This window comes from Nonomuraea corallina, assembly GCF_027620315.1.
In the GTDB taxonomy this organism is placed as follows: Bacteria; Actinomycetota; Actinomycetes; order Streptosporangiales; family Streptosporangiaceae; genus Nonomuraea; species Nonomuraea corallina.
In genome coordinates this window covers 16,288-40,823 of record NZ_JAPNNL010000046.1, presented here as the reverse complement: position 1 = coordinate 40,823, position 24,536 = coordinate 16,288, and the positions used below count along the sequence as shown (strand labels likewise).

Here is a 24,536-nt window from a genome sequence, read left to right as displayed (position 1 = left end):
GCGGGGTCGACGAGATCAGCGTGGCCGTCACCGCGGGCGGCGACCCGCGCAGGGCGGCCGGGATCCGCGACGCCGTGGTGGGCGCCCTGCGCGACGGCACCGTCGACGCCCGGCGCAACCGCACCAAGCCGGTGGGCGTCGCCCTCGTCGGCGGCGGGCCCGGCGACCCCGGGCTGATCACCGTACGCGGCCGGCAGCTCCTCGCCCAGGCCGACGTGGTCGTCGCCGACCGGCTAGCCCCCCGCGCTCTGCTCGACGAGCTGGCCCCCGACGTCGAGCTGATCGACGCCGCCAAGGTCCCCTACGGGCGGTCCCTGTCCCAGGAGGCGATCAACGAGCTGCTCGTGGAGCGCGCCAGAGCGGGCAGGTTCGTGGTCCGGCTCAAGGGCGGCGACCCGTTCGTGTTCGGCCGGGGCGGCGAGGAGATGATCGCCTGCGCCCGGGCCGGCATCCCCGTGCTGGTCGTCCCCGGCATCACCAGCGCCGTCTCGGTGCCCGCCGCGGCGGGCGTCCCCGTCACGCACCGAGGGGTGAGCCAGGAGTTCCACGTCGTCTCCGTGCACGTCCCGCCCGGCGACCCGCGCTCCACCGTCGACTGGCCCGGCCTGGCGCGTTCCGGCGGCACGCTGGTGTTCATGATGGCCGTCGAAAGGCTGGCGGCGGTCGCCGAGACCCTCATCAGAGACGGACGTTCACCGGAGACTCCCGTAATGGTGGTGCAGGACGGTACCCTTCCGACCCAGCGGGCGGTCACCGCTTCGCTTTCCACCGTGGCCGACCGCGTGTCCGCGGCGGGGATACGGCCACCGGCGATCGTCGTCGTCGGCGACGTCGTCAAGGTCGGCCAGGAGGTCGAGATGGTTCGAGCGGAGCGCCTGCCGTGAACACCGCCATGGATGACGGGCGCGGGGAGTCGCCGGGGGAGCAGACCCTGAGGTTCCGCGCCATCACCGACGACCCCCCGAGCTCCCCGCCCGACCCGGAGCGCGACCTGGAGCCCGACGCCGGGCCCGACCTGCAGCGCGACCCGGGGCCCGACGCGGTAGAGCCGGCCGACGACCTCACCGCGTCCGGCGAGCCGCAGCCGGCCAAGGAGGACTCCGTACCTGACTCTGAGGCGGAGGCCGCAGCCGAGCTTGAGCCGGAGTCGGATTCCGAGGGTGAGGATCCATCCGAGCCCGAGGCGGAGGCCGTGTCGGAGGCCGTGCCGGAGCCCGAGGAGGCGGCTTCCGAGGCGGAGGACGCGTCCGAAGGCGCGGGTTCCTCGGCGGAGGAGGGGGAGTCCCGCGACGGCGGGGAGGCGCGCGAGCGCGAGGAGGAGCTGCCGCCCGAGGTGGTGGAGGCCCTGACGTCGGCGCTGGGGGCGCTGCGCGAGAGCGTGGCCTCGCTGCGGTTCGGGCTCGACCTGCCGGGCGCAGAGGAGGCCCGCAAGGCGAGCGGCGAGCTGCTCGCCCAGCTCGACGACTACGTGCTGCCCCGGGTGCGGATGAACACCGCGCCCGCCCTGATCGTCGTCGCCGGTTCGACCGGCGCGGGCAAGTCGACGCTGGTCAACTCCCTCGCCGAGAAGAACGTCTCACGCACCGGCGTGCGGCGCCCGACCACCGGCGTGCCCGTGCTGGTCTGCCACCCGGACGACCGCCCCTGGTTCGCCGAGGGCGAGCTGCTGGGCGGGCTGCGGCGGCTCGACCAGGCCAGGTCCGACGCCGGTCCACGGTCCATCGTGATCAGCTCCACGGAGAAGCTGCCCCAGGGCGTGGCGCTGCTCGACACCCCCGACATCGACTCGGTGGTCGAGGAGCACCACGAGATCGCCCGCCGGATGCTCGACGCCGCCGACCTGTGGATCTTCGTCACCACCGCCGCCCGCTACGCAGACGCCCCCGCGTGGAACCTGCTGCGCCTGGCCAAGGAGCGCGGCGCCCGGCTCGCCATCGTGCTCTCCCGCGTCCAGGACAGGGCGCGCGACGTGGTGCTCAAGCACTTCGTCCGCATGCTCACCGAGTACGGCCTGGGGGAGATCGACCGGTTCGTCGTCGGCGAGTCGAAGGTCGCCGACGGGCGGCTGCCCGACAGCGAGGTGACCGACCTGCGGCTGTGGCTCGCCGAGCTGTCCGTCGACGAGTCCCGCCGGGCGCAGGCGGTACGGGAGACGCTCAACGGCGTGCTCGACAGCTTCCGCACCCGCGTGCCGGCGCTGGCCAAGCACCTGGAGACGCAGATCGCCTTCCGCGGCGACCTGCGCCGCGACGTGGAGTCCGCCTACCTTGCCGCGCTCACCGACCTCGACAAGGCGTTCAGGAGCGGCGCGCTCATCCACGGCGAGGTGCTCGCCCGCTGGCAGGACTTCGCCGGTTCCGGCGACCTGATGCGCTCGCTCCAGCTGCGCAAGCGCGCCAGGAGCGGCAGGCAGACGCCGGAGCGGATCATCGCCTTCCGCGCGGCGCTGCGGACGGGCCTCGAATCGGTGATCGTGGCCGCCGCCACCCGCGCGGCCGAAGAGGTGAACGCCCGCTGGCGGCACCGCGCCGAGGCCGGAGCGGCGCTCGCCAAGGGGCTGGAACGGCCGTCCGACGACCTCGTACGGCACACCGGCCGCGCCGTCGCGGCCTGGCAGGAACACGTCACCGAGCTGGTCCGCACCGAGGGCGTGGCCAAGCGGTCGGTGTCGAAGCTGGTGTCGTTCGACGCCGACGCGCTCTCGCTGATCTTCATGGTCGCCATGTTCAGCGGCGGCAACGTCGAAGGAGTGCCGCACCGGCTGGTCAAGGCGCTGCTGGGCGCGGAGTCGCTGCGCGGCATCGGCGCCAAGGCGCTGAGCGACCTGAGGGCCAGGATCGGCATGCTGTTCGACGAGGAGTCCATGCGTTACGTGCAAGCGCTCGACTCGGCCGGGGTCCCGGACGAGTCCGCCGCGACGCGGCTCTACCAGGCCACGTACAACCTCGAGGTGGCACGATGACCACCGTCACCCCACAGAGGCCGGGGCTCGCCCCCCGGCTGACCGCGCTGTCCAAGCTCGTGGAGCTCGGGCCCGGACGGCTCGACCCGAAGCTGATGGCCGAGGCCGAGTCGCTGCTGCTGCGCGCCGGCGACCGGCTCAAGCTGTCGTCGGAGCACACCGTGGTCGCCCTCGCGGGCGGCACGGGCAGCGGCAAGTCGTCGCTGTTCAACGCCGTCTCGGGGCTCGAACTGTCGCCGACCGGCGTGCGCCGCCCCACCACCGCCCGGACCCACGCCTGCGTGTGGGGGCTCGAAGGCGCGGCGCCGCTGCTGGACTGGCTGCAGATCCAGTGGCGCCACCGGTTCGCCCGCGCCAGCGCGCTGGACAAGGGCGAGGGCCAGTTGCACGGGCTCATCCTGCTCGACCTGCCCGACCACGACTCGATCAGGGCGCTCAACGACAACGAGGCCGACCGGCTCATCGGGCTGGCCGACCTGGTGGTGTGGGTGCTCGACCCGCAGAAGTACGCCGACGCCTCCACGCACCGCCGCTACGTCACAGAGCTGGCGGGACACGAGGCGGTCACGGTGTTCGCGCTGAACCAGGCCGACCGGCTGTCCCCCGAGGAACTCGCCGAGCTGGTCATCGACCTCAACGACCTGCTGCGCCGCGAAGGCGTCGAGCACCCGACGGTCGTCCCCACCTCCGCCGTCACCGGGCGCGGCGTCGAGAGCCTCAAGAGCGTCATCGCGGCCGCCGTCTCCCGCCGCCGGGCAGCCATCCAGAAGCTGGAGGCCGACCTCCGCAAGCTGGAGCAGCGGATGTCGGCCGCCATGCCGGTCGGCGAGGCGCTCGCCGTCCCCTCCGCCGTCGACGAGGCCCGCAAGATGGGACTCGTGGACGCGCTCTGCGACGCCGTCGGCGTGCCCGCCGTGGGCGAGGCCATGGAGAACATCTACGTCGAGCGCTCCAACCGGTGGGTCGGCTGGCCTTATCCGCGCTGGATCGACCGGCTCCGCCCCGACCCGATCAGGGCACTGCGCCTGGAGGACGTGAGCGACGAGATCAAGGGGATCGCCACCGGCACGGTGAGCGCGCAGGCGGCCGAGGTCACCAACGCCGTCCAGGCGCTGGCCGAAGGGCTGTCGGGCGCCATGGATCCGGTGTGGCGCTCGGCGGTCCACCATGCGGCCCGGTCCCAGCTGGGCAAGGTGCCCTCCGCGCTCACCAAGGACCTCACCGAGGTCGCGCCCCAGCTCGACCGGGTGCCCGGCTGGTGGCGGCTGCTCAAGGTGTGGCAGTACGCCCTGGTCGCCGCGTTCGGGTTCGGTCTGCTCTGGATCACCTTGGGGCTGCTCGTGCCGGGCGCGCTGCCGCCCGCGCTGGAACTGATGGGCGACACGGCGGCGCTGCCCTGGGCGGCGCTGATGACGGTCTCCGTCCTCGGGCTGGGAGCGCTGTCGGGCATCGCCTCACGCAACTTCGTCGAGCTGGGCGCCTCGCGGGAGCGGGAGCGGCTCGAACGGGAGATGCGGCGGCGGGTGGCGGGCATCGCCGAGACGATGGTGGTCGAGCCGGTCGAACGCGAACTCGCCCGCCATCACGCCTTCTACACGGCCCTGCGGAGCCTGTCGAGCTGACCCCCCGGGCCGGCCGTGCCAGGCCGGCTGCCAGGTGGCCGGCTCGGCGCGGCCGGCCGTCTGCCGAGTCGGCGTTCCACAGGTCGCGCCGCCGCCAGGGGCGTCATCCCCAGAACGCGGCTCGGTGGCTTTCGGGGCCTGACGCCGGCGGCACCGTAGTCCCAGGTCGCGGGCGCCCGGCCCGCCACATGGGGAGGCAACGGATGAACGACATCTACATCACGCTCACCGGCAACGTCGCGGCGGAGCCGCGCGAATACACCTTCGACGACGGCTCCAAGGTCACCTCGCTTCGGGTGCTCACCGCCCATCGCTACTTCGACAGGAAGTCCGGCCAGTGGGTCGACGGCGAGAAGGTCTGCTTCGCGGTGCGCTGCTGGCGCACCCTCGGCGACAACGTCGCCCAGTCCGTCCACGTCGGCCAGCCGGTGGTGGTGTCGGGCAAACTACGCATCCGCGAGTTCGGTCCGGAGGGCGACCGGCGTTTCATGCCCGAGATCGAGGCCTCGGCCGTGGGCCACGACCTGCGCTGGGGCACCGGCACCTTCGTCAAGCCCGAGCGGGCCGGCGGGTCCGCCGTGAGCAGGGAGATGCGCGACCGCCTCGACGAGGAGACCCAGGACTGGGCGATGGGCGCCCGCAAGGGGCCGGGCATGGTGGTCAGGGAGGTCCCGGCGGACGAGGCGGCGGTCCGGATCATCGGCGCCGACGACAACGAGAAGGAATCCGAAGACACCGAGTGGCCGCAGGAGGAACGAGCGGCGGCCTGACCGCCCCGGCGGCGGGACGCCACCCCCGGCGTCCCGCCCCGATCACCCGGCCTTCTTTCGCGTCGGCTTTGTTCGCGGTGGCTTGTTCACGGCGGCTTGTCGCGGTGGCTTGCTCGCGGAAGCGAACCCTGTCTCCTCCAGACACCACATGACCTCGAGGGTTTCTCCGGCGAAGCCATCGTTTCCCATCGCGTACTGCACACTGCGCAACTAGTGTGTTACACATCGTTAGTGAGAGGGGTGTCCAGATGGCGGCGACCAGTCACGACTCGGTAAAGCGACGTGACGGTCTGTCCGCTCTGGTCACCCGGTGGCCATTTCTCGGGCAACGCCGGGCCCTGGTCGCCTACATCAGCGTGATCGTCGTGATCGACCTGGCCGCGATGGTGCTCACGGCCTTGGCGGTCCCCTTGGGCTGGCACGAGCCGCTGGTCTTCCTGGCGCTGATGAGCTGTGGCGCGATCTGCATCGAGGCCACCAGGCGGCTCGGCATGCCCGCCGGGGTGTCCCGCGACCTGCTGTCGGCGTGGTGGCTGCCGGTCGCGCTGCTGCTGCCTCCGATGTACGCGCTGCTCGCGCCGATCGTGCTGCAGACCTTGCTGCAGGTGCGGGTGCGGGCGGCGATGCTGCACCGGCGGGTGTTCAGCGCGGCCGCGATCGGGCTGGCCGGGTGTGTGGCGTCGTTGATGTTCCACTGGCTGGCGCCGCGGGCGTGGCCGCTGACCCAGAGCGACACCACGACCACCGTCCTGGTGGCGGTCCTGGCCGCCGTGGTGTTCGTGCTGATCAACACCACGCTGATCGCGATCGCCGCCCACACCGCCAATCCCGACGGCGGCTGGCGGGAGGTGCTGTGGGACCGGGAGAGCGTCACGCTGGACGTGGTCGAGTCGTGCCTGGGCGTCACGGTGACCGTCGGGTGCGCGCTGCATCCCCTCCTGCTCGTGCTCGCCCTTCCCCCGGTCGTGCTGCTGCAGCGCAGCCTCCTGCACGCCCAGTTGCAGGCCGCGGCCCGTACCGACGCGAAGACCGGTCTGCTCAACGCCGCCGCCTGGCAGCGGGAGGCGGACACCGAGATCGTGCGGGCGCGCCGGACAGGGGAGACGCTCGCGCTCCTGATCATCGACATCGACCACTTCAAGCGGGTCAACGACGCCTACGGGCATCTGGCGGGCGACCAGGTGCTGGTCAACGTGGCGGAGCTGCTGCGCAGCCAGTTGCGCGAGTACGACCTGGTGGGCCGGTTCGGCGGGGAGGAGTTCGTCGTGCTGCTGCCGAGGACCGATCTGCACGAGGCCCGCCGGGTCGCCGAACGCCTGCGGCACCGGATCGGGCGCATGTCCGTCCCCGCCGACGAGGCGATCATCACGGTCACCGTCTCGGCGGGCGTCGCGCTGATGGCGGTCCACGGCGACGACCTCATCGAGCTGCTCGCGGCCGCCGACCTGGCCCTCTACCGGGCCAAGGAGCTGGGGAGGAACCGCGTCTGCCTCCCGGTGGCGCCGCCCCGCCTGCCGGACGACACGGCAGGCTGATCCCCGGTCAGGCCGGGAGTCGCGGACGGCGGAAGCTCGGGCCCGGAGCCCCTAAGCTAGATAGCATGCCGGAGTACATCTATACGTTGCAGCGCGTGCGCAAGGCGCATGGCGACAAGGTTGTCCTTGACGACGTCACCCTGTCGTTCCTGCCAGGGGCCAAGATCGGTGTCCTGGGGCCCAACGGCACGGGCAAGTCGACGCTGCTCCGGATGATGGCCGGCCTGGAGCAGCCGTCCAACGGCGAGGCGCGGCTGATGCCGGGCTTCTCCGTGGGCATGCTCCAGCAGGAGCCTCCTCTCAACGAGGAGAAGACGGTGCTCGGCAACGTCCAGGAGGGCGTCGCCGAGACGATGGCGATGCTCCAGCGTTACAACGAGATCGCCGAGCAGATGGCCACCGACTACAGCGACGAGTTGCTCGACGAGATGGGCAGGCTGCAGGAGCAGCTGGAGCACCGTAACGCGTGGGATCTCGACAGCCAGCTGGAGCAGGCGATGGACGCGCTGCGCTGTCCGCCGCCCGACGCCGACGTGACCTCCTTGTCCGGTGGTGAGCGCCGCCGCGTGGCGCTGTGCAAGCTGCTGCTGGAGGCGCCCGACCTGCTGCTGCTCGACGAGCCGACCAACCACCTGGACGCGGAGAGCGTCCAGTGGCTGGAGCAGCACCTGGAGAAGTACGCCGGCACCGTCCTGGCCGTCACCCACGACCGCTACTTCCTCGACAACGTCGCGGGCTGGATCCTGGAGCTCGACCGCGGCCGTGCCTTCGCCTACGAGGGAAACTACTCGACCTACCTGGAGGCCAAGGCGGCCCGGCTCAGGGTCGAGGGCCAGAAGGACGTCAAGCGCAAGAAGCGCCTGGAGGACGAGCTGGAGTGGGTCCGGTCCAACCCGAAGGCCCGCCAGACCAAGAGCAAGGCCCGGCTCCAGCGCTACGAGGAGATGGCGGCCGAGGCCGACAAGCACCGCAAGCTCGACTTCGACGAGATCCAGATCCCGCCGGGCCCGCGCCTCGGCACCACGGTGATCAGGGCGGAGGATCTCACCAAGGGCTTCGGTGACCGCCTGCTGATGGAGAAGCTCACGTTCGACCTGCCGCGTAACGGCATCGTCGGCGTCATCGGCCCCAACGGCGTCGGCAAGACCACGCTGTTCCGCATGATCACGGGCGCCGAGCAGCCCGACGGCGGCTCCATCACCGTCGGCGACACCGTCAAGATCTCGTACGCGGACCAGAGCCGGGGCGGCATCGACCCGGGCAAGAACGTGTGGGAGGTCGTCTCCGACGGGCTCGACCACATCAAGGTCGGCGCCGTCGAGATGCCGTCGCGCGCCTACATCGCCGCGTTCGGGTTCAAGGGGCCCGACCAGCAGAAGAAGGCGGGTGTGCTGTCCGGCGGCGAGCGCAACCGGCTCAACCTGGCGCTCACCCTCAAGCAGGGCGGCAACGTGCTGCTGCTCGACGAGCCCACCAACGACCTCGACACCGAGACGCTGTCCTCGCTGGAGAGCGCGCTGCTCGACTTCCCGGGCTGCGCCGTCATCACCTCCCACGACCGGTGGTTCCTCGACCGGATCGCCACGCACATCCTGGCGTGGGAGGAAGGGTCCAACTGGTTCTGGTTCGAGGGCAACTTCGCCGACTACGAGAAGAACAAGATCGACCGGCTGGGCGCCGACGCGGCCCGGCCGCACCGGGTGACCTACCGGAAGCTGCACCGCGACTGACCCGCCGGGTCCTCACGGCCAGGCGAATCCCGCACGGAGAGTGTCTCCGTGCGGGATTCGGCGTTCTGGCCCGTGGGCGGCGCGGGGGTGCGAGAGACGGAGCGGAATGTCTAGAATCTGATTCTAGATTTCATCAGGGGAAGGAGTCCGGGTGGAGCTCGAACTGGACGGCATCGAGGTGGCCTTCGACCACACGGCCGTGGCCGCGCCGCGCATCAGGGACCTGCTGCCGATCTACCACGATCTGCTCCGCGGGCGGCATCTCGGGGGAGGCGGGGACAACCGGACGGCCGGATACCGGACCCTGCAGCTCGTCTATGCCAACGGCAGCAAGATCGAGCTGATGGAGCCGCTGGCCGGGTCGACGTTCTTCGACAGCTTCTTCGAGCTGACGCGGGGCCGGGGCGGCGTGCACCACCTCAACTTCCACGTGAGCGACATCGACGCCGCCGTGGCACGGCTGACCGAGCGTGGTTACCGGCTGCACGGGCTGAACCTTTCCGAACCTCGATGGCGGGAGGTGTTCCTGCACCCCAAGGAGGCGCACGGGGTGCTCATCCAGCTGGCCCAGGTCGGCCCCCGCCCGGACGGGCCGAGGGCGACGCTGGAGGAGGTGCTGGCCGGGAACGGCAGAAACGGCAACGGCGTCCCGAGCCCCTGAGCGAGGTCAGCCCTCCCGGCCCCGCGTCCGCGCGCGGGCCGGACCCGCTCGCCCGGGATCGGCCATCGGCGCGGCGGACGTCATTCCCCGATCGTGCCCAGCCGGGCGTGGCCCTTGATGAGGTTGCGCGCGATCGTGCGGCGCTGGATCTCGTCCGTGCCCTCGAAGATCCGCAGCAGTCGCAGCTCGCGGTACCACCGCTCGATCGGCAGCTCCTTGGTGTAGCCCATGCCGCCGTGGATCTGCAGCACCCGGTCGACGACCTGGTTGGCCATGACGGCGCCGTTCAGTTTGGCGATCGAGGCGGCGTGCCGGGCGTCCATGCCCTCCTGGACGCGCCAGGCCGCGTAGAGGGTGAGCCACTTGGCCGCCTCGATCTCCACCTGCGAGTCGGCGATCATCCACTGGATGGCCTGGTACCCGGCGATCGCCTGGCCCATGGACTTGCGGATCTTGGCGTACTCGACGGCCATGCCCAGCATCCGCTCGGCCGAGCCGATGGCCCTGGCGGGGATCATGTAGCGGCCCTGACCGATCCACTGCATGGCCAGGTCGAAGCCCTTGCCCGGCTCGCCCAGGATGTTCTCCTCCGGCACCCGGACGTCCTGGAACACCAGCGACGCGGGCCCCCACTCGCCCATGGTGGGGATGGGCTCGGACGTCCAGCCCATCTCGCGGTCGACGAGGAAGCAGGTGACCCCGTACGGCTCGGTGACGGCGAACACCATGACGAAGTCGGCCTCGTTGCCGCCGGTGATGAACGTCTTCTCCCCGTTGATGACCCATTCGGCGCCGTCGCGTACGGCTCTGGCGCGGATGTTGCGGGCGTCGGAGCCCGCTCCCGGCTCGGTGATGGCGAAGCAGGAGCGGCGCTCGCCCTCGATGGTGGGGATCAGGTAGCGGCGCTTCTGCTCCTCGGTGCCCGCGTACAGGATGTTGTCGGCGGTGCCGCCGAAGGTGAACGGCACGAACGTGCGGCCCAGCTCCATGGCGATGATCGCGGACATGATCGGCCCGAGCGCGGCGCCGCCGTACTCCTCGGGGGTGTTGATGCCCCAGAGGCCTGTCTTGCGTGCCTTGTCGCGCAGTTCCTGGTGGACGTCGGGGTCGAGCGCGGGGCGGCCGGCGCGTTCGTTGCGCAGCACGTCCGGCTCCAACGGCATGACCTCTCGCTCCACGAAGGCGCGGACGGTGTCCCTGATCTGCCGTTCCTCGGCGCTGAGCGAGAAGTCCACGGCCGCCTCATTTCCTAGAACAAACCTCTAGGACAAGATTCGGCTCTGGCGTGGCGGGTGTCAAGAATTCGATTCTAGAATCCATCGGCCATAAGATATCTCCATGGCACGGAAGACCTCGTGGGAGTGGAGCCGCACGGCGCAGACCCGCAAGAGCATGCTCCAGGCGGCGCGAGAGGTGTTCGGCGAGCACGGCTTCGCCGAGGCCAACGTCTCCGAGGTCGTCGCCCGCGCCCGCTCCAGCGTGGGCAGCCTCTACCACCACTTCGGCGGCAAGACCGAGCTGTTCCTGGCCCTCTACGAGGACCACCAGGCGGCTCACGAGCAGGCCGCGAGCGCCAGCGTGGCGCGCGCCAAGCAGGAGGGCGTCACCGACCCCGTCGAGCTGCTCATCGCCGGCGCCCGCGCCTACCTCGAGGGCGCGTGGGAGCGGCGCGACCTGGTCCGGCTGTTCATCGAGGGGGACGGGCCGCCCGGCTTCGAGCTGATCCGCCGCACGCGCAACCGCGAATGGGTACGGCAGAACGCCGTGCTGCTCGGGTCCGGCGGCGACCCGCTCGACCGGTTCACCGTGACGGTGCTGACCAGCATCATCGGCGAGGCCGCCCGCGAGGTCGCCACCAGCGACTCCGAGGAGGACGCGCGCGAGGTGGCCGAGGCGGCGATGACGCTGATCCGCCGCCTCGACCCGCTCACGATCCGGTGACCCCGGGGATCTCGCCGTTGGTCAGCGCGTTCGGCGCGGCCTTGCCGACCAGCGCGGGGATTACCTCGCCCAGCTCCGCCGGGTCCCATCGGGCGCCCTTGTCCACCCCGGGGCCGGCGTGCCAGCCCTCGGCCACGCTGATCCGCCCGGCCCGCACGTTGAACACCCGGCCGGTGATGCCGCGCGACTGCGCGCTGCCCAGCCAGACCACGAGCGGGGCCACGTCGCCCGGGTCCGCGTCGGCGTCGCCCGGGATGAGGCCGTCGGTCATCCGGGTCAGCGCGGTCGGCGCGATGGCGTTGACCGTGACGCCGTAGCGCTCCAGCTCCCTGGCGGCGATGACGGTCAGGCCCGCGATGCCGGCCTTGGCCGCGCCGTAGTTCCCCTGGCCGGGGTTGCCGTAGATGCCGGAGGACGAGGTGGTGTTGATGACCCGGGCGTCGACGGGCGCGCCGGCCTTGGCCTGTTCGCGCCAGTAGGCGGCGGCGTGGCGCAGCGGGGCGAACGTGCCGCGCAGGTGCACCCGGATGACCGCCGCCCCCGAGGAGCCGGTCCCGTCGACCTCCGCGCCCAGGTCGTTGACCACCACCTTGGCGCCCTGGCGGGCGAACTCCAGCGCGTGCCCCCGGCCGATGCCCCTGGCCGCGCCCGTGACGACCACCACGCGCCCCTCGGCGATCCCGCTCATCCGACACCTCGATCCTCGGCCTTACGGATGACGAACTGAATTCTAGTAACCAAATCTAGAAATGGTAGGGCCCCTCAGGCCGCGGAAGGCCAACCGGTACCGTTGCCTTCGTGGTTGAACATCCCCTGGCGCAACGGCACGTCTTCCCCCGCATGGTGCGATTCGCGGACATCGACTCGCAAGGACACGTGAACAATGTCCGCTTCCTCGACTACCTGGAGGACGCCCGCTGGGGCATGCTGCACGTCGATCCCTACAAAGCGGGCGATCCCCCCTTCAAAGGGCTGGTCGTGGCCCGCCACGAGATCGACTACCGGCGGCCGCTCGGCTTCCGCGCCGAGCCGGTCCGGGTCGAGACCTGGGTGACCGAGCTCGGCCGGGTGCGTTTCACCCTGCGCTACGAGATCCGCGACGACGACGAGGTGTACGTCACGGCCCTGTCGACGATGGTGGCCTACGACGCCGAGCGGGCGGCGCCGCGCCGGCTCACCGAGGACGAGATGGCATACCTCAAGCGCTTCGCGTGACCGCCCCGCACCGCAGGCGCTGGTTCATGCTGGCGCTCGGGGTCAACGCGCACGCCGGCGTCACCCTCGGCCTGTCCGGGCTGCCCCTGGTGATCCCCGACGTGCAGCGCCACTTCGCCGTCTCCCTGCCGGTGGCCGGGGTCATCGCCAACGCCCCCGGCATCGGCATCCTGTTCGCGCTGGTCGCCTGGGGCGCGCTGGCCGACCGCTACGGCGAGCGGCTGGTGCTCGGCCTCGGCGTCGGGAGCGCCGCCCTGCTGTTCGCCGCCGCGGCAGTCGCCGAGCGGGCCTGGGCGGTGGTGGCGCTGCTCGCGCTGGCCGGGGCGGCGGGCTGCGCCGCGCTGGTCGGCGGCGGCCGGATCGTGCTGCGCTGGTTCGAGCCGCCCGAACGCGGCGTGGCCATGGGGGTGCGGCAGATCTCCTACACGCTCGGCATCGCCGTGGCCGGTTTCACCCTGCCGCCCGTGGCGCGGGCGTACGGCATCTCCGGGGTCATGCTGGTCTGCTCGGGCGTGTGCCTGCTGGCCGCCGTGCTGGCGGCCGCGTTCCTGGCGGAGCCGCCGCACGCCGGCGGCTCCGCCAGGACGCCCGCCGGCTCCCCGTACCGGCAGCCCGCGCTCTGGCGCGTGCACGCCACGAGCGCGCTGCACGTCGTGCCGCAGATCATCGTCGGCACGTACGGGGTCGTCTGCCTGGTCGAGGTGTACGGGTGGGACGGCGTGGCGGCCGGGCGGCTGTTCGCGGCAGCGGCCGTCGCCGGGGCCGTCACGCGGGTCGCGGCGGGCCGCTGGTCCGACCTGACCGGGCTGCGGATGGCGCCGCTGCGCCTGCTCACCCTCACCACGCTCGCCGCCCTCGCCCTGCTCGTGCTCGGCACGTACGGGCGATCCTGGCTGGGCGTGGTCATGCTGGCGCTGGCCGCGGTGGTCAGCGTGGCCGGGAACGGGCTGGCCTACCTCGCGGCGGGCGAACTGGCGGGCCCGGCGGCGGCCGGCCGGGTGCTCGGCGCGCACAACACGGCGCAGAACGTGGTCGCCCTGGCCGTGGTGCCCCTGGCCGGGATGCTGATCACCCAGGCCGGCTACTGGGTCGCCTTCGCGGTGGCGCTGGCCTGCACGCTGATCTCGATCCCGGTCATCCCGGTCCGCCACGAGCGCGCCACCCGCTCCCCCTAGACCTCGCGCTCCAGCCAGACAGCAGTGTCGGGCGGCAGAGCCCCGCCGACCGGGCCGCTGGACAGCAGCACGCTCCGGTGCGGAGGCAGCGGCACCGCCTCGGTCCCGCAGTTGAGCACGCAGACCAGCGAGCCGCGCGCGAACGTCAGCACGTCCTCGGGCGACTCCAGCCACTCCAGCTCGTACGGGACGGTCCGCCCCAGCTCCCGCCGGCAGGCCAGCGCGCTCCGGTAGAACTCCAGGGTCGAGCCGGGGTCGCCGGTCTGCCGGGCCACGCTCAGCTCGGCGAACTCCTCCGGCTGCGGCAGCCACGGCTTGACACCCTCGGGCGAGAACCCGTACGAGTCGCCCCGGGCCGACCACGGGATCGGCACCCGGCAGCCGTCACGGCCGGGCAGCTTGCCCGCCGAGCGCTTGAACACCGGGTCCTGCCGCGCCTCCGGGGGAAGATTCTCCACCTCCGGGAGTCCGAGTTCCTCCCCTTGGTAGAGATATGCCGACCCCGGCAGGGCCAGTGTCGCCAGCAGGGCGGCCTTGGCCCGCGCCATGCCGGTGCCGGGGTCGGCCGTGCCGTAACGGGTGCGGTGGCGTACCACATCGTGGTTGGACAGCACCCAGGTCGCGAACGGGACCGTCGCCGTCGTGTCGTCGATCACCTTGCGGAACGCCGCGGCCGACCAGGGAGCCTGCAGCCAGGCGAAGTTGAAGCTCTGGTGCAGCTCGTCAGGACGCACGTACAGCGCCAGGTCCTCCAGCGTGTCGGTCCACACCTCGCCCACCGCCATCCGCTCGCCCGGGTAGGCGTCGAGCAGCGCCCGCCAGTCGCGGTAGACGTCGTGCACCTCCGGCTGGCCCCACACCGGCGAGCGGGAGGAGAACGACTGGTCGCCGACGTCCGGCAGCCCCTCCGCCTTGAACAGCCCCATCGCCACGTCGATGCGGAACCCGTCCACCCCCTTGTCGAGCCAGAACCGCAGGATGTCGAGGAACTCCTCGCGGACCTCGGGATTGCGCCAGTTGAAGTCCGGCTGTTCGGGGGCGAACAGGTGCAGATACCAGGAACCGTCGTCGAGCTGGGTCCAGGCCGGGCCGCTGAACGTGGACTGCCAGTTGTTGGGCCGGTCGCGGAAGACGTAGCGGTCGCGGCCCTCGCCGCGCAGCGCGGCCTGGAACCACGGGTGCTCCGACGAGCTGTGGTTGGGCACGAGGTCCACCAGCACCCGCAGCCCGAGGGCGTGCGCGTCGGCCACCAGCGCGTCGAAGTCGGCCAGGGTGCCGAACAGCGGGTCGACGTCGCGGTAGTCGGCCACGTCGTAACCGCCGTCGGCCATGGGGGAGGGGTAGAAGGGGGTCAGCCAGACGGCGTCGACCCCCAGGTCCTTGAGGTAGGGCAGGCGCTCGCGTACCCCGGAGAGATCGCCGACGCCGTCTCCTGAGGCGTCGGCGAAGCTGCGGACGTAGATCTCGTAGACGACGGCATCACGCCACCAGGGGATATCCATGTGGCGTGTCATGCCCGCTATGTAGGAGAGTTCACCAGGCTGTGGGCGGCGTTCACGAGGTAGGTCCAGAGCCGGGTTTCCTGCTCCTCGCTCAGGCCGAGATCGTCGACCGCGTCGCGCATGTGCCTGAGCCAGGCGTCGCGCTCCTGCTGACCGATCACGAACGGCACGTGCCGCATCCGCAGCCTGGGGTGTCCGCGCTCCTGGCTGTAGGTGGTGGGGCCGCCCCAGTACTGGACCAGGAACTTGCGCAGCCGCTCCTCCGCGCCCTCCAGGTCCGCGTCGGGGTACATCGGGCGCAGCAGCGGGTCGTCCGCCACCCCTTCGTAGAAACGGCGCACGAGCCGGCGGAACGTCTCCTCGCCCCCGACGGCCTCATAGAAGGAGGTTTCAGTCACGGCTCCAGCCTATGCGGCGGCGACCATGGGAATGCCCGCGGAGTCGAGCGCGGACTTGATCCGCAGCCGTAGCTCCCGCGCCACCTCGCCCTGCTTGGCGGGCAGCGTCTTGACCGACACGCGGAAGACCAGGCGGCTGTCGGAGAGCTGCTCCACGCCGAACACCTGCGGCTGCTCCACGATCGCCTTCTCGCGCAGCTCGGTGTCGGCCCACATCTCCTCGGCGAGGTGCTCCAGCAGCACCCGCACGGTGGTGATGTCGCTGTCGTAGGCGACGGGCACGTCCATGTAGGCGCGCGACCAGCCCTGCGACTCGTTGCCGACGCGGGTGATGGTGCCGTTGCGGACGTACCAGACCCGGCCGTCCTCGTCGCGCAGCCGGGTGACGCGCAGGGTGACCGCCTCGACGGTGCCGACGGCGGCGCCCGCGTCGATCACGTCGCCCACCCCGTACTGGTCCTCCAGCAGCATGAACATGCCCGCGATGAAGTCCTTGACGAGCTCCTGGGCGCCGAAGCCGATGGCCACGCCGAGGATGCCGACGCTGGTGAGCAGCGGCGCGATGGGGATGGTCAGCCGGTCCAGCACGGTCAGCACGGTCGTGCCGAGGATGACGATGGTGGCCACGTGCTTGAGCACCGACCCCATGGTCTCGGCCCGCTGCTTGCGCCGCTCGTGCAGCAGGGCGTCCACGCCGGCCGTGGTCGCGCCCTTGCGGAAGCGGCCCACCGGGCGGGTCGCGGCGCGGCTGACGACCCGCGTGATGAGGCGGTTGGCGATGTTGCGGACCAGGAAGCCGAGGATCACGATCAGCAGGATGGTGATCGCGCTCGCCACGAGCGGGGCCCAGGTGGCGTTGTCCATCCAGTCGGCCAGCACGGAGCAGAGGAGCGCGTCCCCTTCGCAGATCTCCGCCATCTTGGTGCTCATCTCATCGAGGTCCGGGACCATGGACGTCGTCGGCTCGGGGGATGGCGGGGACAGCGAAGACACGAAAGATCCTCCTCCGAAAAGCGGTTCGACCGGCGGCACGGGTCGCATACGACCCAGAATCTACCGCCGGTCGAACCGGCCGCCGTCACATCACGCCGGGGAAGACGGGGTCGTCAGGCCCTGGGCCGCGGAGGGAGGAACCTGACGCTCCGATGACGTGCGGCTCGGACGGGCCACGCACCCGGAAGCATGGCCCGTGCCGTTCGAGGGGGAGGGGGATCGGTTTTTCAGGAAGACCGGAGAAAAGCTATCGGTCGTCACTCTCCGTGATGGAGGGCGGTGGGACGGCCGCGCGCCTGATCACTCTCCCACCGCGGCGAGCACCCGGGCGACCTTGGTCGCGGCGCCGGCCGGGTCGTCGGCCGTGTGCAGCCGCTCGCCCCAGGACCAGCAGTACCACCAGTCCGGCAGGTCGGTCCCCGGGCGACAGGTGACGCTCTCGGACAGGCTGGTCGCGTTCGGATTGATCACCCGGACGAAGAGCCTGCCGCTCTGCGCCCGTACCACTCGTGCGAGCAACCCGCGGGCGTCGAGCTCCGACACCAGGCGCTCAAGATGCCCGAAGTTGTCGTCCCCCACCTTTCAGTCCTCCCTCGAATCGTTGCTGGTGGGCCCAAGATGACTCATGTCGGCTGTCGGCGCAACGCGCACAACCGGTCACAGGGAGTCGCCTTCTCCCTCCGGGAATGGAAGAAACAGTCCGTGGGGGGATGATTCTTATCCGTTACTTTCGGGAAGGCGTTTTCAAGGTGTCAACCTTGCGCCATAGTCGCATCTAGGCGGACTGCAACCTGGACGCTACTCTCAGTGACTAGGGTGAGAGTCGGTCAGGACGGATGCGTGAGAGGGGCCGGGATGTCCGGCAGACAACACCGGGAAACGGAGCTGGCGCGGCGGATCAGGGCCAAGGGCCTCGCCGCCGGCCGCACCGCCGCCCAGATCGCCGAGGAGATCCACGAGGCGTGCGGCGCGCAGTTCGCCACCACGAAGATCAAGAGCCACCGTCTCGCCCACGGCATCGCCCTCGCCGACGTCATCGAACAGGTCAGAGCGCTGTTCGAGCGCGACGAGAAGCCGGCGCCGGGCATCGGGGAGACCCTGCTGTCGGCGTACGAGAGCGGGCTGAAGCGCCCCGGCCCCGAGTATCTCCACTATCTGTGCACCGTCTACCGCGTCGAGCCCCCTTCTCTCGGCTACGACGGCCCGTGCATCTGCGGCCACGGCCATCGGATGCCCGGCGTCCTGCGGGGCGCCGACCTCCACGGCCGCCACGGCGCGGCGCTGCCCGAGCCGACCGAGCTGCGCACGCCGTCGATGCACCCCGACAAGAACGTCGACAGCGAGGAGGACGAACACACCGTCCGCCGCAAGCTATTAGCGATCCTGGGCCAGAAGCCCGGCGCCAACGAGCTCGACGGGCAGATGCTGGGCGCCTGTGAGGGCATCCGGCGGCGGATGGACTCCACACTCGTGTCGTCCACCGTCTCTCCCGCCATGCTGGACCAGTGGGAGGAGGCCACGCTCGCCTTCGGCCGGCAGTACACGACCACGGCGCCGCTCCGGCTGCTCTGCGACGTGCTGCTGGAGCTGAGCGCGGTACGCAACGCGATGTCCCGGCGCCAGCCGGTCGACCTCCAGGAGCGCCTGTGCCGGATGGCCGCGCAGCTCTCCGGGCTGAGCGGGATGATCATGATCAACCTGGGCGACCACCGGCTCGCCCGCTCGTTCTTCCGCACCGGACGCATCGCGGCCGACGAGACCGGCGACCGGGCGCTGCGCGCGTGGGTGACCGCGCGCGAGGCGCTCGTCCCGCTCTACTACGGCGACGCCCGCGAGGCGCTCAACCTCGCCAAGAAGAGCCGTGACCTGGCCGGTCAGACGCCGTGCGCGGCGCAGGCCATGGCCCCGGTCGTCGAGGCCAGGGCGCTGGCCGTGCTTTCGGGCACCGACAGCCGTAAAGAGGTCGTCGACCAGGCCAAGCGCGCGCTCGCGCGGGCGCGCAGCGCCTTCTCCCACATCAAGGAGGGCGAGCGCGAGGACGTCTGCTTCGGCTACACCGAGAAGCAGCTCTACTTCTACCAGGGCGACGTGCTCACCAAGCTCGGCCAGACCCTGGAGGCGGAGGTCATCCTCGACCAGGCCCTCCACCAGTATCAGGACCACATCCTCGACCAGACGCTGATCCGGCTGGACCAGGCCCAGTGCAGGCTGATCGAGGGGGAGACGGGTGAGGCGCTGCGCATCGCCACCGAGGCGCTGGGCCTGCTGGGCGACGAGTACCGCACCGACTTCATCCTGCGTCCCGCCGTCGCGCTGGAGCAGTCGATCATGGCTCGGGACCCCGACCATCCGGCCCTGCCCACCTACCAGGCGCAGCTGCGCCCCCGGCGGACCGCCGAGGGAGAAGGGGCCGGAGGTGCATGAAGCTCCGGATTCGCCGCTACAGGTGGTCTGACCTCGACACCCTCCTGACCCTCCACCAGATCTGCCTCGCCGAGGTGGGGCTGGTGCCGGGTGACGGCGTCTACTACGACGACGACTTCCCCCGCATCCAGGAGATCTATCTGGCGTGCGGGGGCGACTTCCTGGTGGGCGAGACCGGCGGGAGGGTCGTCGCCATGGGCGGGCTGAAGCCGGTCGACAGCGAGACCGCCGAGGTGTGCCGGCTGCGGGTGCATCCGGACGTCCAGCGGCGCGGCTTCGGCGAGGCCATGCTCTCCGCGCTCGAACGGCGCGCGGCCGAGCTGGGCTTCCAGCGGCTGCGCGGGGACACCACCCTCAACCAGGGAGCCGCGCTGGCGCTGTACGAGCGGCACGGGTGGCGGGAGGTCTCGCGGGAGCGGGTGGGCGCCCTGACCGTCGTGTACGGGGAGAAGCGGCTCCCCCCGGTGCCTGCGGAAATGTAGTGATCTGCCGAAAAGGCGGCCTTATCGGGCGCTTTTTCCTTTTTGCGATGTATTGCGATGACGGGCAGCTGGGACCCAAGAGGGCGCGGCGTTATGTGGGGAATGACCGGTTCACTGCGTCGAGAGGATAAGGATGTCCGGTCCTTTAGTGAGGCTCTTCACTCCCGGTGGTAGAAGAGCATCACCGCGGACCGTCCGCGATCCGGCCGTCGCGGACCGTGGTGGGATGCTTCCGTCCATGGCAGTAGTGGCCGCTCCCCGGCCCCTCACGGGCGCCGTGCTTCTGTTGTTCGTCAGTGCCGCCTGGGGCTCCGCCTTCCCGCTGATGAAGGATCTCATCCCCCGGTTACCGGTCGAGGACCTGCTCGCCGAGCGCTACACGCTGGCCGCCCTGACGCTGCTCGCGATCCGGCCCCGCTGCCTCAGAGGTCTCTCCCGGGGGACGTGGGGCAACGGGGTCCTGCTGGGCGTCATGTTCGGGGTGGGGCAGAGCGCCCAGGCCATGGCGCTGGGCAGCCTGCCCGCGGCCGTCTCGGGGTTCGCCGTCGGGTGCAGTGTCGTGATCACGCCGATCATGGCGCTGGCGCTGTTCAAGGCCAAGGTGCCGCTCCGGGTGTGGATCGGGGTAGCGCTGGCGACGGCCGGCATGACCGTGTTCACGCTGCTGCGCGGGGTCGAGGGCGGCGGCTTCTCACTGCTGGCCCTCGCCGTGACGCTCGGCGCGGCCGCGCTCTACTCCGGCCACACCCTGCTGCTGGCCCGCCTGTCCAAGAAGGGCGAGCAGTTCGACGCCTACGCGCTCACCGTCATCCAGCTCGGGGTGATCGGCCTGGGGACCGGCGTGCCCGCCGTGCGGGACGGCCTCACGCTCCCGGGCAGCGCCTCCGACTGGCTGGTGCTCGGCCACCTGGCGGTCGTGTCCTGCGCGCTCGGCTTCCTGGCTCGCTCGTACGGGCAGGCGCACGTGCCCGCGGTGCCCAGCGCCGTGCTGATGTCGTCGCAGCCGTTCTGGGTGGCGGCCATCGCGGTGATCTGGTTCGGCGAGCAGACGGGCTGGAGCATGGTGATCGGCGGCGCGCTGATGGCGGCGGCGATGCTGCTCGCGGTCCCGTCGCCCGGCCCGGCCCCGCTGGACGAGCCCCAGGCGCGCCGCCGTGACCTGCTGCTGATCTCGCGGCGGGCGTCCCAGGTGCTGAGCGAGCTGAAGGTCAAGCGCGAGGACCCGCTGCGGCTGGACGACCGGAAGCTGCCCGAGGCGCCCCCGGGGGAGTGCGCCGAGGCCGAGGAGTGCCCGTGGCGGGACCGCGCGGTCAAGGGAACGGCGGAGCCGAGCCTGGAGCGGCTCCTCGAGCGCGCCGGCCGGATCGTCCGCGCCGGCGGCGAGGCGGAGGAGGGACGCTGTCAGTCGGTGCCCTTCCTCGGCCGGTGCCTGTGTGAGCTGATGAACGAGGCGAGCAAGAAAAGATCGGGTGAGACCTACCCGTGCTGGTTTCGCCTGGAATAGGACGATAGCCAAGGCAAATATCGAACGCTTTTTAGTTATTATAATCTGACTTATGCGGTATAAATCTTGATATTAGCTGGGGTGTCCGAATAATGAACCATACCCCAGTGAAGAGGTGCATGATGAAGCGCATCGTCGTCCGCAAGCCCGGAACCGCGCGCCTCGGCGGGACCTCCAGCGTCATTCACAAGGGGTGACGAGGGACAGGTCCCATCTCAGAGCGCAGGGCGGTCCGCCCGCCCGGTTCGGGAACATGCGGCTGCTGATGCCCGCCATCGACGGTCATCGGCAGCCGCTCGGTCCGTACACCGTGGGGGCGGCTCTCCTGGGCAGGCTGGTGCCGGAGGCCCTCGACCGGCGCCCCGAGCTGGTGGCCGAGCACGACATCGAGATCAGGGCCGTGGCGCCCGCGCTCACGGATCTCGTGCCCGCCCGGCGGGTGACCCTGGACGCCTGGCTCCCCGACGACGAGCGGATCCTCGTCCCCGCCCCCCGGCGCACGCTCCGGCTGGCCAACGGGATCGCCGAGTTCGTCCGGGAGGCGGTCGAGCCGGGCCTGTGCGTGGTGGTCTGCAACGCCGACCACGCCGACCCCACCGACACCGAGCTGCTGGACGTGCTCATGCGCAGGATCCCGGCGTCGGTCCTGGCGGTCATCGCGTACGCCGGCGGTCCCGAGCGCCCGCCCGACACCCGCGACGCCGCCGAGCTGTGGGCGCTCGTGGACCGGTGCGTACGTGAGGGGTTCCTGCACGCGGCGGCCGAGCTGGGGCAGCGGGCGCTGGCCCTGGTCGAGCCCGGCCGCGAGCCGTGGTGGCGGCTCCTGCAGCGCACCGCGACCGCGCTCGGCGGCCTGGGCCGGCGGGCGGAGGCGCGGTCCGTGTGGGAACGGGCCCGCCGGTCCAGCCAGGACCCGGCCGTGCACGCCGCCACCGCCTACGGGCTGGCCATGCTGGACGCCCGCGACCCCGAACCGGAGCGCCGCGACCTGGGCAGGGCGCGCGGCTGGATCAACCAGGCGATCGCCATCTCCACGCTGCTGACCGACCCCCGGCAGCGGGCGTTCAAACTCGGCTTCGACCGCAACGGGCTGGCGCTCGTCGAGCTGCGCGAGGGCCGCCCGGCGCGGGCGCTGGCACTGGTCGAGTCGGCCATCGAGCTCGCCGGGGAACTGGAGAACGGGCACCCGGTGCACCGGATGGTGCTGCTGGCCAACCGGGCCCAGCTGCTGGCCGGGATGGGGCGGGTCAAGGAGGCGCTGGAGGACTTCTCCGCCGCGATCGCCGTCGACCCGATGTTCCCCGACTACTACGTGGACCGCGGCAACCTGCTGTTCAAGCTCGGCCTGTACGAGGAGGCGCTGGCGGACTACGAGTCGGCGCTGCGGGCCGGGCCGCCGCTGCCCGAGGCACACTACAACCGGGCGGAAGTGTTCCTCGCCCAGGGTGACGTGCCGGGGGCGCTGGGAGACCTGGCCCGCGTGATCGAGCTGGATCCCTCGTACGTGGACGCGTACATCAACCGGGCCGGGCTGCTCGCCGCGCTGGAACGCGACGGGGAGGCGCGGGCGGACGTCGAGGCCGGGCTCACGCGCGCGCCGGGGAACCCGCACCTGCTCACGGTCCTCGGCCAGCTGGAGACCGCAGCGGGACGGCTGGCGGAGGCGCGCGATGCGCTGGACCTGGCGATCGACCGGGCGCCCGGGCTCGTGGCGGCCTGGGGCAACCGGGGCGTGCTCCGGTACGCGGCCGGGGACCCGGCGGGAGCGGTGGCCGACCTGACGCGGGCGATCGAGCTGGGCCCCGAGCCCGACCTGTACGCCAACCGGGCGGTCGCCCTGCGCGCGCTCGGCCGCGCTGACGAGGCCGCGGCCGATGAAGCCCGCGCCGGCCCTCTGTGAGCCGCCTGCGAGCCGCCCGGTGAATCACCCCGTGAGTCACCCCGTGAGTCACCCCCCTTGAGTTCGCCCTGTGAGCGGCTCGGCTTCGGGAGTGAGCGAATCGCCTCGCTCCGGGGTGACTCGGGGGCTAGCGTGGGCGGGTGGCCTTCAACGAGCTGCTCTGCGATCTCCAGCCGGGAGCGGGCGCCCAGGCGGCCGGTGTCAGCCGGGGGCACGGCGGCCCGCCCGCCCGGACCGTCGCCGTGCGCTCAGGCCCGCACCGGCTGCGCTGCGCCTCCCTGCTCAAGCCGCTGTACGCCTGGGTGACGGCGGGGCGCATCCCCGACACCGAACGGTGGCGCCGCCACGCCGAGCCCGCCGTCGTCATCTCGTCGAACGCCGACACCCGCAGCCTGTGGCTGGCCGTCGGCCCGCTGGTCATCCTGGACGACATCTACCAGCGCACCGGGGTGTCCTGGCCGATGCACAACGGCGACCCGTCGCGGTTCGGCTCGATCGAGGTGGCCGCCGAGGAGGTGGCGGCCGCGTACGCCGCGCTCGCCCAGGCGGCGCTGGCCGGCGACCCGGTGGCGGGCGACGTGCTGGCGTGGATGCGGCAGGTGTCGGGTGACCAGGCGTTCGGCGTACGGGAGGCGCTGGGCGCGCCGGGATCGGGGGTCAAGTGCGGCTGGTTCGGCGAGCCGGACGAGACCTGCCTGCGCACCCACGCCGTGGCCGTGCTGCCCACGGAGGGCACCCGCGCGACGGTCGTGGTCGCGCTGACCGCCCAGCCCTACGCCGACGCGGGCGCGCGGGAGTCCTACCGCGCCGACGTGCTGGCCGGCATGTCGGTCGAGTCGGAGCACGAGCGGGTGTCGGGGTCGCTGCTCCGCTCGCTGCTGACCGTGTCGCTGGCCGAACTGGGCCCCCAGGCGTAAGGGGGTCAGGGCGCGGTGAGGCGTTCGATCACCTGCGCCAGCTCCGGCGGCTGCACGGTGTCGGGCAGGCGCTCCACCCACTGACAGCCCAGATAGGCCTCGCGCTCCTCGTCCGTGAGCTCGCCGGGGTCCACCGGGGGGCGGGCGGCGGCGAAGCGGGCGAGGTAGAAGCGCTCGCTCTTGACGTAGCGCACGCCCAGCCACGGGAAGTCGCGGTCGACCGCCACCCATCGGTCCTCGACGGCCGAGCCCGGCAGGCCGGTCTCCTCGGTCAGCTCCCGCCGGGCCGCCTGCAGAGGCGTCTCCCCGGACTCGATGCCGCCGCCGGGGGGCTCCCACAGATCGGCGCCGCTGACCTTGTCGTACCAGTGGATGAGCAGCACCCTGTCGTCACGGTCGAGGCAGACCACGCGGGCGGCCGGCCGGGCGTTGACGGCCGTCACGCCTCCTCCTCCAGCACGAGGCGCAGCAGGCCGGGGAAGCGGGACTCGAACTCGGGCGCGCGCAGCCGGTTGAGCCGGCGCGCCCCCTCGTCGCGCTGCTCCAGCAGCCCCACGCCGCGCAGCACGGCGAAGTGGTGGCTGAGCGTGGACTTGGCCACGGGCAGCTGGTGGAAGGCGCCGCAGGGGTAGGTCCAGTCGGGCGCCCCGGCGAGCCGGCGGACGATGCGGCGGCGGATGGGGTCGCCGAGCGCGTCGAGGGCGGCCTGGAGTGTCGCCTCGGCGGGGGACGCGTGGGAAGGCGGGCGTGTTGTGTTCGATGATGGTCGAACTTCGGTGTAGTGTTCCATCTCGATCGAACATCC

The 24,536-nt window shown here is 71.5% G+C and carries 23 protein-coding genes; 15 read left to right on the top strand and 8 right to left on the bottom strand.

The features are described 5' to 3' along the window. The 7 genes from cobA to OUY22_RS14375 all read left to right on the top strand — a co-directional run. On the top strand, nt 1-884 hold an 884-nt coding region (gene cobA, locus OUY22_RS14405; RefSeq protein ID WP_270155433.1), incomplete at its 5' end, for a uroporphyrinogen-III C-methyltransferase. Then, a complete protein-coding gene (locus tag OUY22_RS14400; RefSeq protein ID WP_270155432.1) occupies nt 881-2,962 on the top strand; it encodes a GTPase in 2,082 nt (693 codons plus the stop codon). The genes cobA and OUY22_RS14400, both read left to right, overlap by 4 nt. Further along, nucleotides 2,959-4,584 carry an ABC transporter gene (locus OUY22_RS14395; RefSeq protein WP_270155431.1) on the top strand — a complete coding sequence of 542 codons (1,626 nt, stop codon included), beginning with the start codon at nt 2,959-2,961 and terminating at the stop codon, nt 4,582-4,584. Before OUY22_RS14400 ends, OUY22_RS14395 begins: the two co-directional genes overlap by 4 nt. Nucleotides 4,585-4,787: 203 nt before the next feature. Next, nucleotides 4,788-5,354 carry a single-stranded DNA-binding protein gene (locus tag OUY22_RS14390; RefSeq protein WP_270155430.1) on the top strand — a complete coding sequence of 189 codons (567 nt, stop codon included), beginning with the start codon at nt 4,788-4,790 and terminating at the stop codon, nt 5,352-5,354. 248 nt (nt 5,355-5,602) lie between these two features. After that, on the top strand, nt 5,603-6,889 hold the full coding sequence (locus OUY22_RS14385; protein WP_270155429.1) for a sensor domain-containing diguanylate cyclase: 1,287 nt from the start codon (nt 5,603-5,605) through the stop codon (nt 6,887-6,889). Nucleotides 6,890-6,954: 65 nt separating this feature from the next. After that, the gene (gene ettA, locus OUY22_RS14380) at nt 6,955-8,619 is read left to right on the top strand and encodes an energy-dependent translational throttle protein EttA (RefSeq protein ID WP_270155428.1); all 1,665 of its coding nucleotides are present in this window, start codon (nt 6,955-6,957) and stop codon (nt 8,617-8,619) included. Between the two features lie 151 nt (nt 8,620-8,770). Beyond that, the gene (locus OUY22_RS14375) at nt 8,771-9,280 is read left to right on the top strand and encodes a VOC family protein (protein WP_270155427.1); all 510 of its coding nucleotides are present in this window, start codon (nt 8,771-8,773) and stop codon (nt 9,278-9,280) included. A gap of 80 nt (nt 9,281-9,360) precedes the next feature. Here the strand turns inward: OUY22_RS14375 and OUY22_RS14370 are convergent, their stop codons facing one another. Next, a complete protein-coding gene (locus OUY22_RS14370) occupies nt 9,361-10,515 on the bottom strand; it encodes an acyl-CoA dehydrogenase family protein (protein WP_270155425.1) in 1,155 nt (384 codons plus the stop codon). 103 nt (nt 10,516-10,618) lie between these two features. Between OUY22_RS14370 and OUY22_RS14365 the strand changes: the two genes are divergently transcribed. Beyond that, on the top strand, nt 10,619-11,221 hold the full coding sequence (locus OUY22_RS14365) for a TetR/AcrR family transcriptional regulator (RefSeq protein ID WP_270155424.1): 603 nt from the start codon (nt 10,619-10,621) through the stop codon (nt 11,219-11,221). Here OUY22_RS14365 and OUY22_RS14360 read toward each other — a convergent pair. Further along, on the bottom strand, nt 11,208-11,909 hold the full coding sequence (locus OUY22_RS14360) for an SDR family oxidoreductase (protein WP_270155423.1): 702 nt from the start codon (nt 11,907-11,909) through the stop codon (nt 11,208-11,210). The two genes, OUY22_RS14365 and OUY22_RS14360, sit on opposite strands and share 14 nt — an antisense overlap. Nucleotides 11,910-12,061: 152 nt before the next feature. On the opposite strand from OUY22_RS14360, the gene OUY22_RS14355 reads away from it, so the two are divergent. Together OUY22_RS14355 and OUY22_RS14350 are read left to right on the top strand one after the other, a co-directional pair. Continuing rightward, complete coding sequence (locus tag OUY22_RS14355) at nt 12,062-12,436, top strand: acyl-CoA thioesterase (RefSeq protein ID WP_408638160.1); 375 nt, start codon at nt 12,062-12,064, stop codon at nt 12,434-12,436. Then, a complete protein-coding gene (locus tag OUY22_RS14350; protein WP_270155421.1) occupies nt 12,433-13,611 on the top strand; it encodes an MFS transporter in 1,179 nt (392 codons plus the stop codon). The genes OUY22_RS14355 and OUY22_RS14350 overlap by 4 nt, the downstream gene beginning before the upstream one ends. Here the strand turns inward: OUY22_RS14350 and OUY22_RS14345 are convergent. The 4 genes from OUY22_RS14345 to OUY22_RS14330 form a co-directional block, all read right to left on the bottom strand. Next, nucleotides 13,608-15,113: a glycoside hydrolase family 13 protein gene (locus tag OUY22_RS14345; RefSeq protein WP_270155420.1), complete on the bottom strand. Its 1,506-nt coding sequence runs from the start codon at nt 15,111-15,113 to the stop codon at nt 13,608-13,610. The genes OUY22_RS14350 and OUY22_RS14345 overlap by 4 nt on opposite strands. 17 nt (nt 15,114-15,130) lie before the next feature. Beyond that, the gene (locus tag OUY22_RS14340) at nt 15,131-15,511 is read right to left on the bottom strand and encodes a globin (RefSeq protein WP_270155419.1); all 381 of its coding nucleotides are present in this window, start codon (nt 15,509-15,511) and stop codon (nt 15,131-15,133) included. A gap of 9 nt (nt 15,512-15,520) precedes the next feature. Beyond that, nucleotides 15,521-16,504, bottom strand: a complete 984-nt coding sequence (locus OUY22_RS14335; RefSeq protein WP_270155418.1) for a mechanosensitive ion channel family protein — start codon at nt 16,502-16,504, stop codon at nt 15,521-15,523. Nucleotides 16,505-16,804: 300 nt separating this feature from the next. Further along, entirely contained in the window at nt 16,805-17,083 is a 279-nt protein-coding gene (locus tag OUY22_RS14330; RefSeq protein WP_270155417.1) for a hypothetical protein, read from the bottom strand. 276 nt (nt 17,084-17,359) lie between these two features. Between OUY22_RS14330 and OUY22_RS14325 the strand changes: the two genes are divergently transcribed. The 5 genes from OUY22_RS14325 to OUY22_RS14305 all read left to right on the top strand — a co-directional run bounded on the left by OUY22_RS14325 (nt 17,360) and on the right by OUY22_RS14305 (nt 23,731). Then, complete coding sequence (locus tag OUY22_RS14325; protein ID WP_270155416.1) at nt 17,360-18,928, top strand: XRE family transcriptional regulator; 1,569 nt, start codon at nt 17,360-17,362, stop codon at nt 18,926-18,928. Beyond that, complete coding sequence (locus OUY22_RS14320) at nt 18,925-19,410, top strand: GNAT family N-acetyltransferase (protein WP_270155415.1); 486 nt, start codon at nt 18,925-18,927, stop codon at nt 19,408-19,410. The genes OUY22_RS14325 and OUY22_RS14320 overlap by 4 nt, the downstream gene beginning before the upstream one ends. A gap of 238 nt (nt 19,411-19,648) precedes the next feature. Next, entirely contained in the window at nt 19,649-20,914 is a 1,266-nt protein-coding gene (locus OUY22_RS14315) for a DMT family transporter (protein ID WP_270155414.1), read from the top strand. Nucleotides 20,915-21,167: 253 nt separating this feature from the next. Beyond that, complete coding sequence (locus OUY22_RS14310; RefSeq protein ID WP_270155413.1) at nt 21,168-22,814, top strand: tetratricopeptide repeat protein; 1,647 nt, start codon at nt 21,168-21,170, stop codon at nt 22,812-22,814. A 140-nt stretch (nt 22,815-22,954) separates the two neighbouring features. Continuing rightward, entirely contained in the window at nt 22,955-23,731 is a 777-nt protein-coding gene (locus tag OUY22_RS14305) for a hypothetical protein (RefSeq protein ID WP_270155412.1), read from the top strand. A 5-nt stretch (nt 23,732-23,736) separates the two neighbouring features. Here the strand turns inward: OUY22_RS14305 and OUY22_RS14300 are convergent, their stop codons facing one another. Both OUY22_RS14300 and OUY22_RS14295 read right to left on the bottom strand, forming a co-directional pair. Then, entirely contained in the window at nt 23,737-24,174 is a 438-nt protein-coding gene (locus OUY22_RS14300) for an NUDIX hydrolase (RefSeq protein WP_270155411.1), read from the bottom strand. Beyond that, a complete protein-coding gene (locus OUY22_RS14295; protein WP_270155410.1) occupies nt 24,171-24,521 on the bottom strand; it encodes an ArsR/SmtB family transcription factor in 351 nt (116 codons plus the stop codon). The genes OUY22_RS14300 and OUY22_RS14295 overlap by 4 nt, the downstream gene beginning before the upstream one ends. Nucleotides 24,522-24,536: the final 15 nt, after the last annotated feature.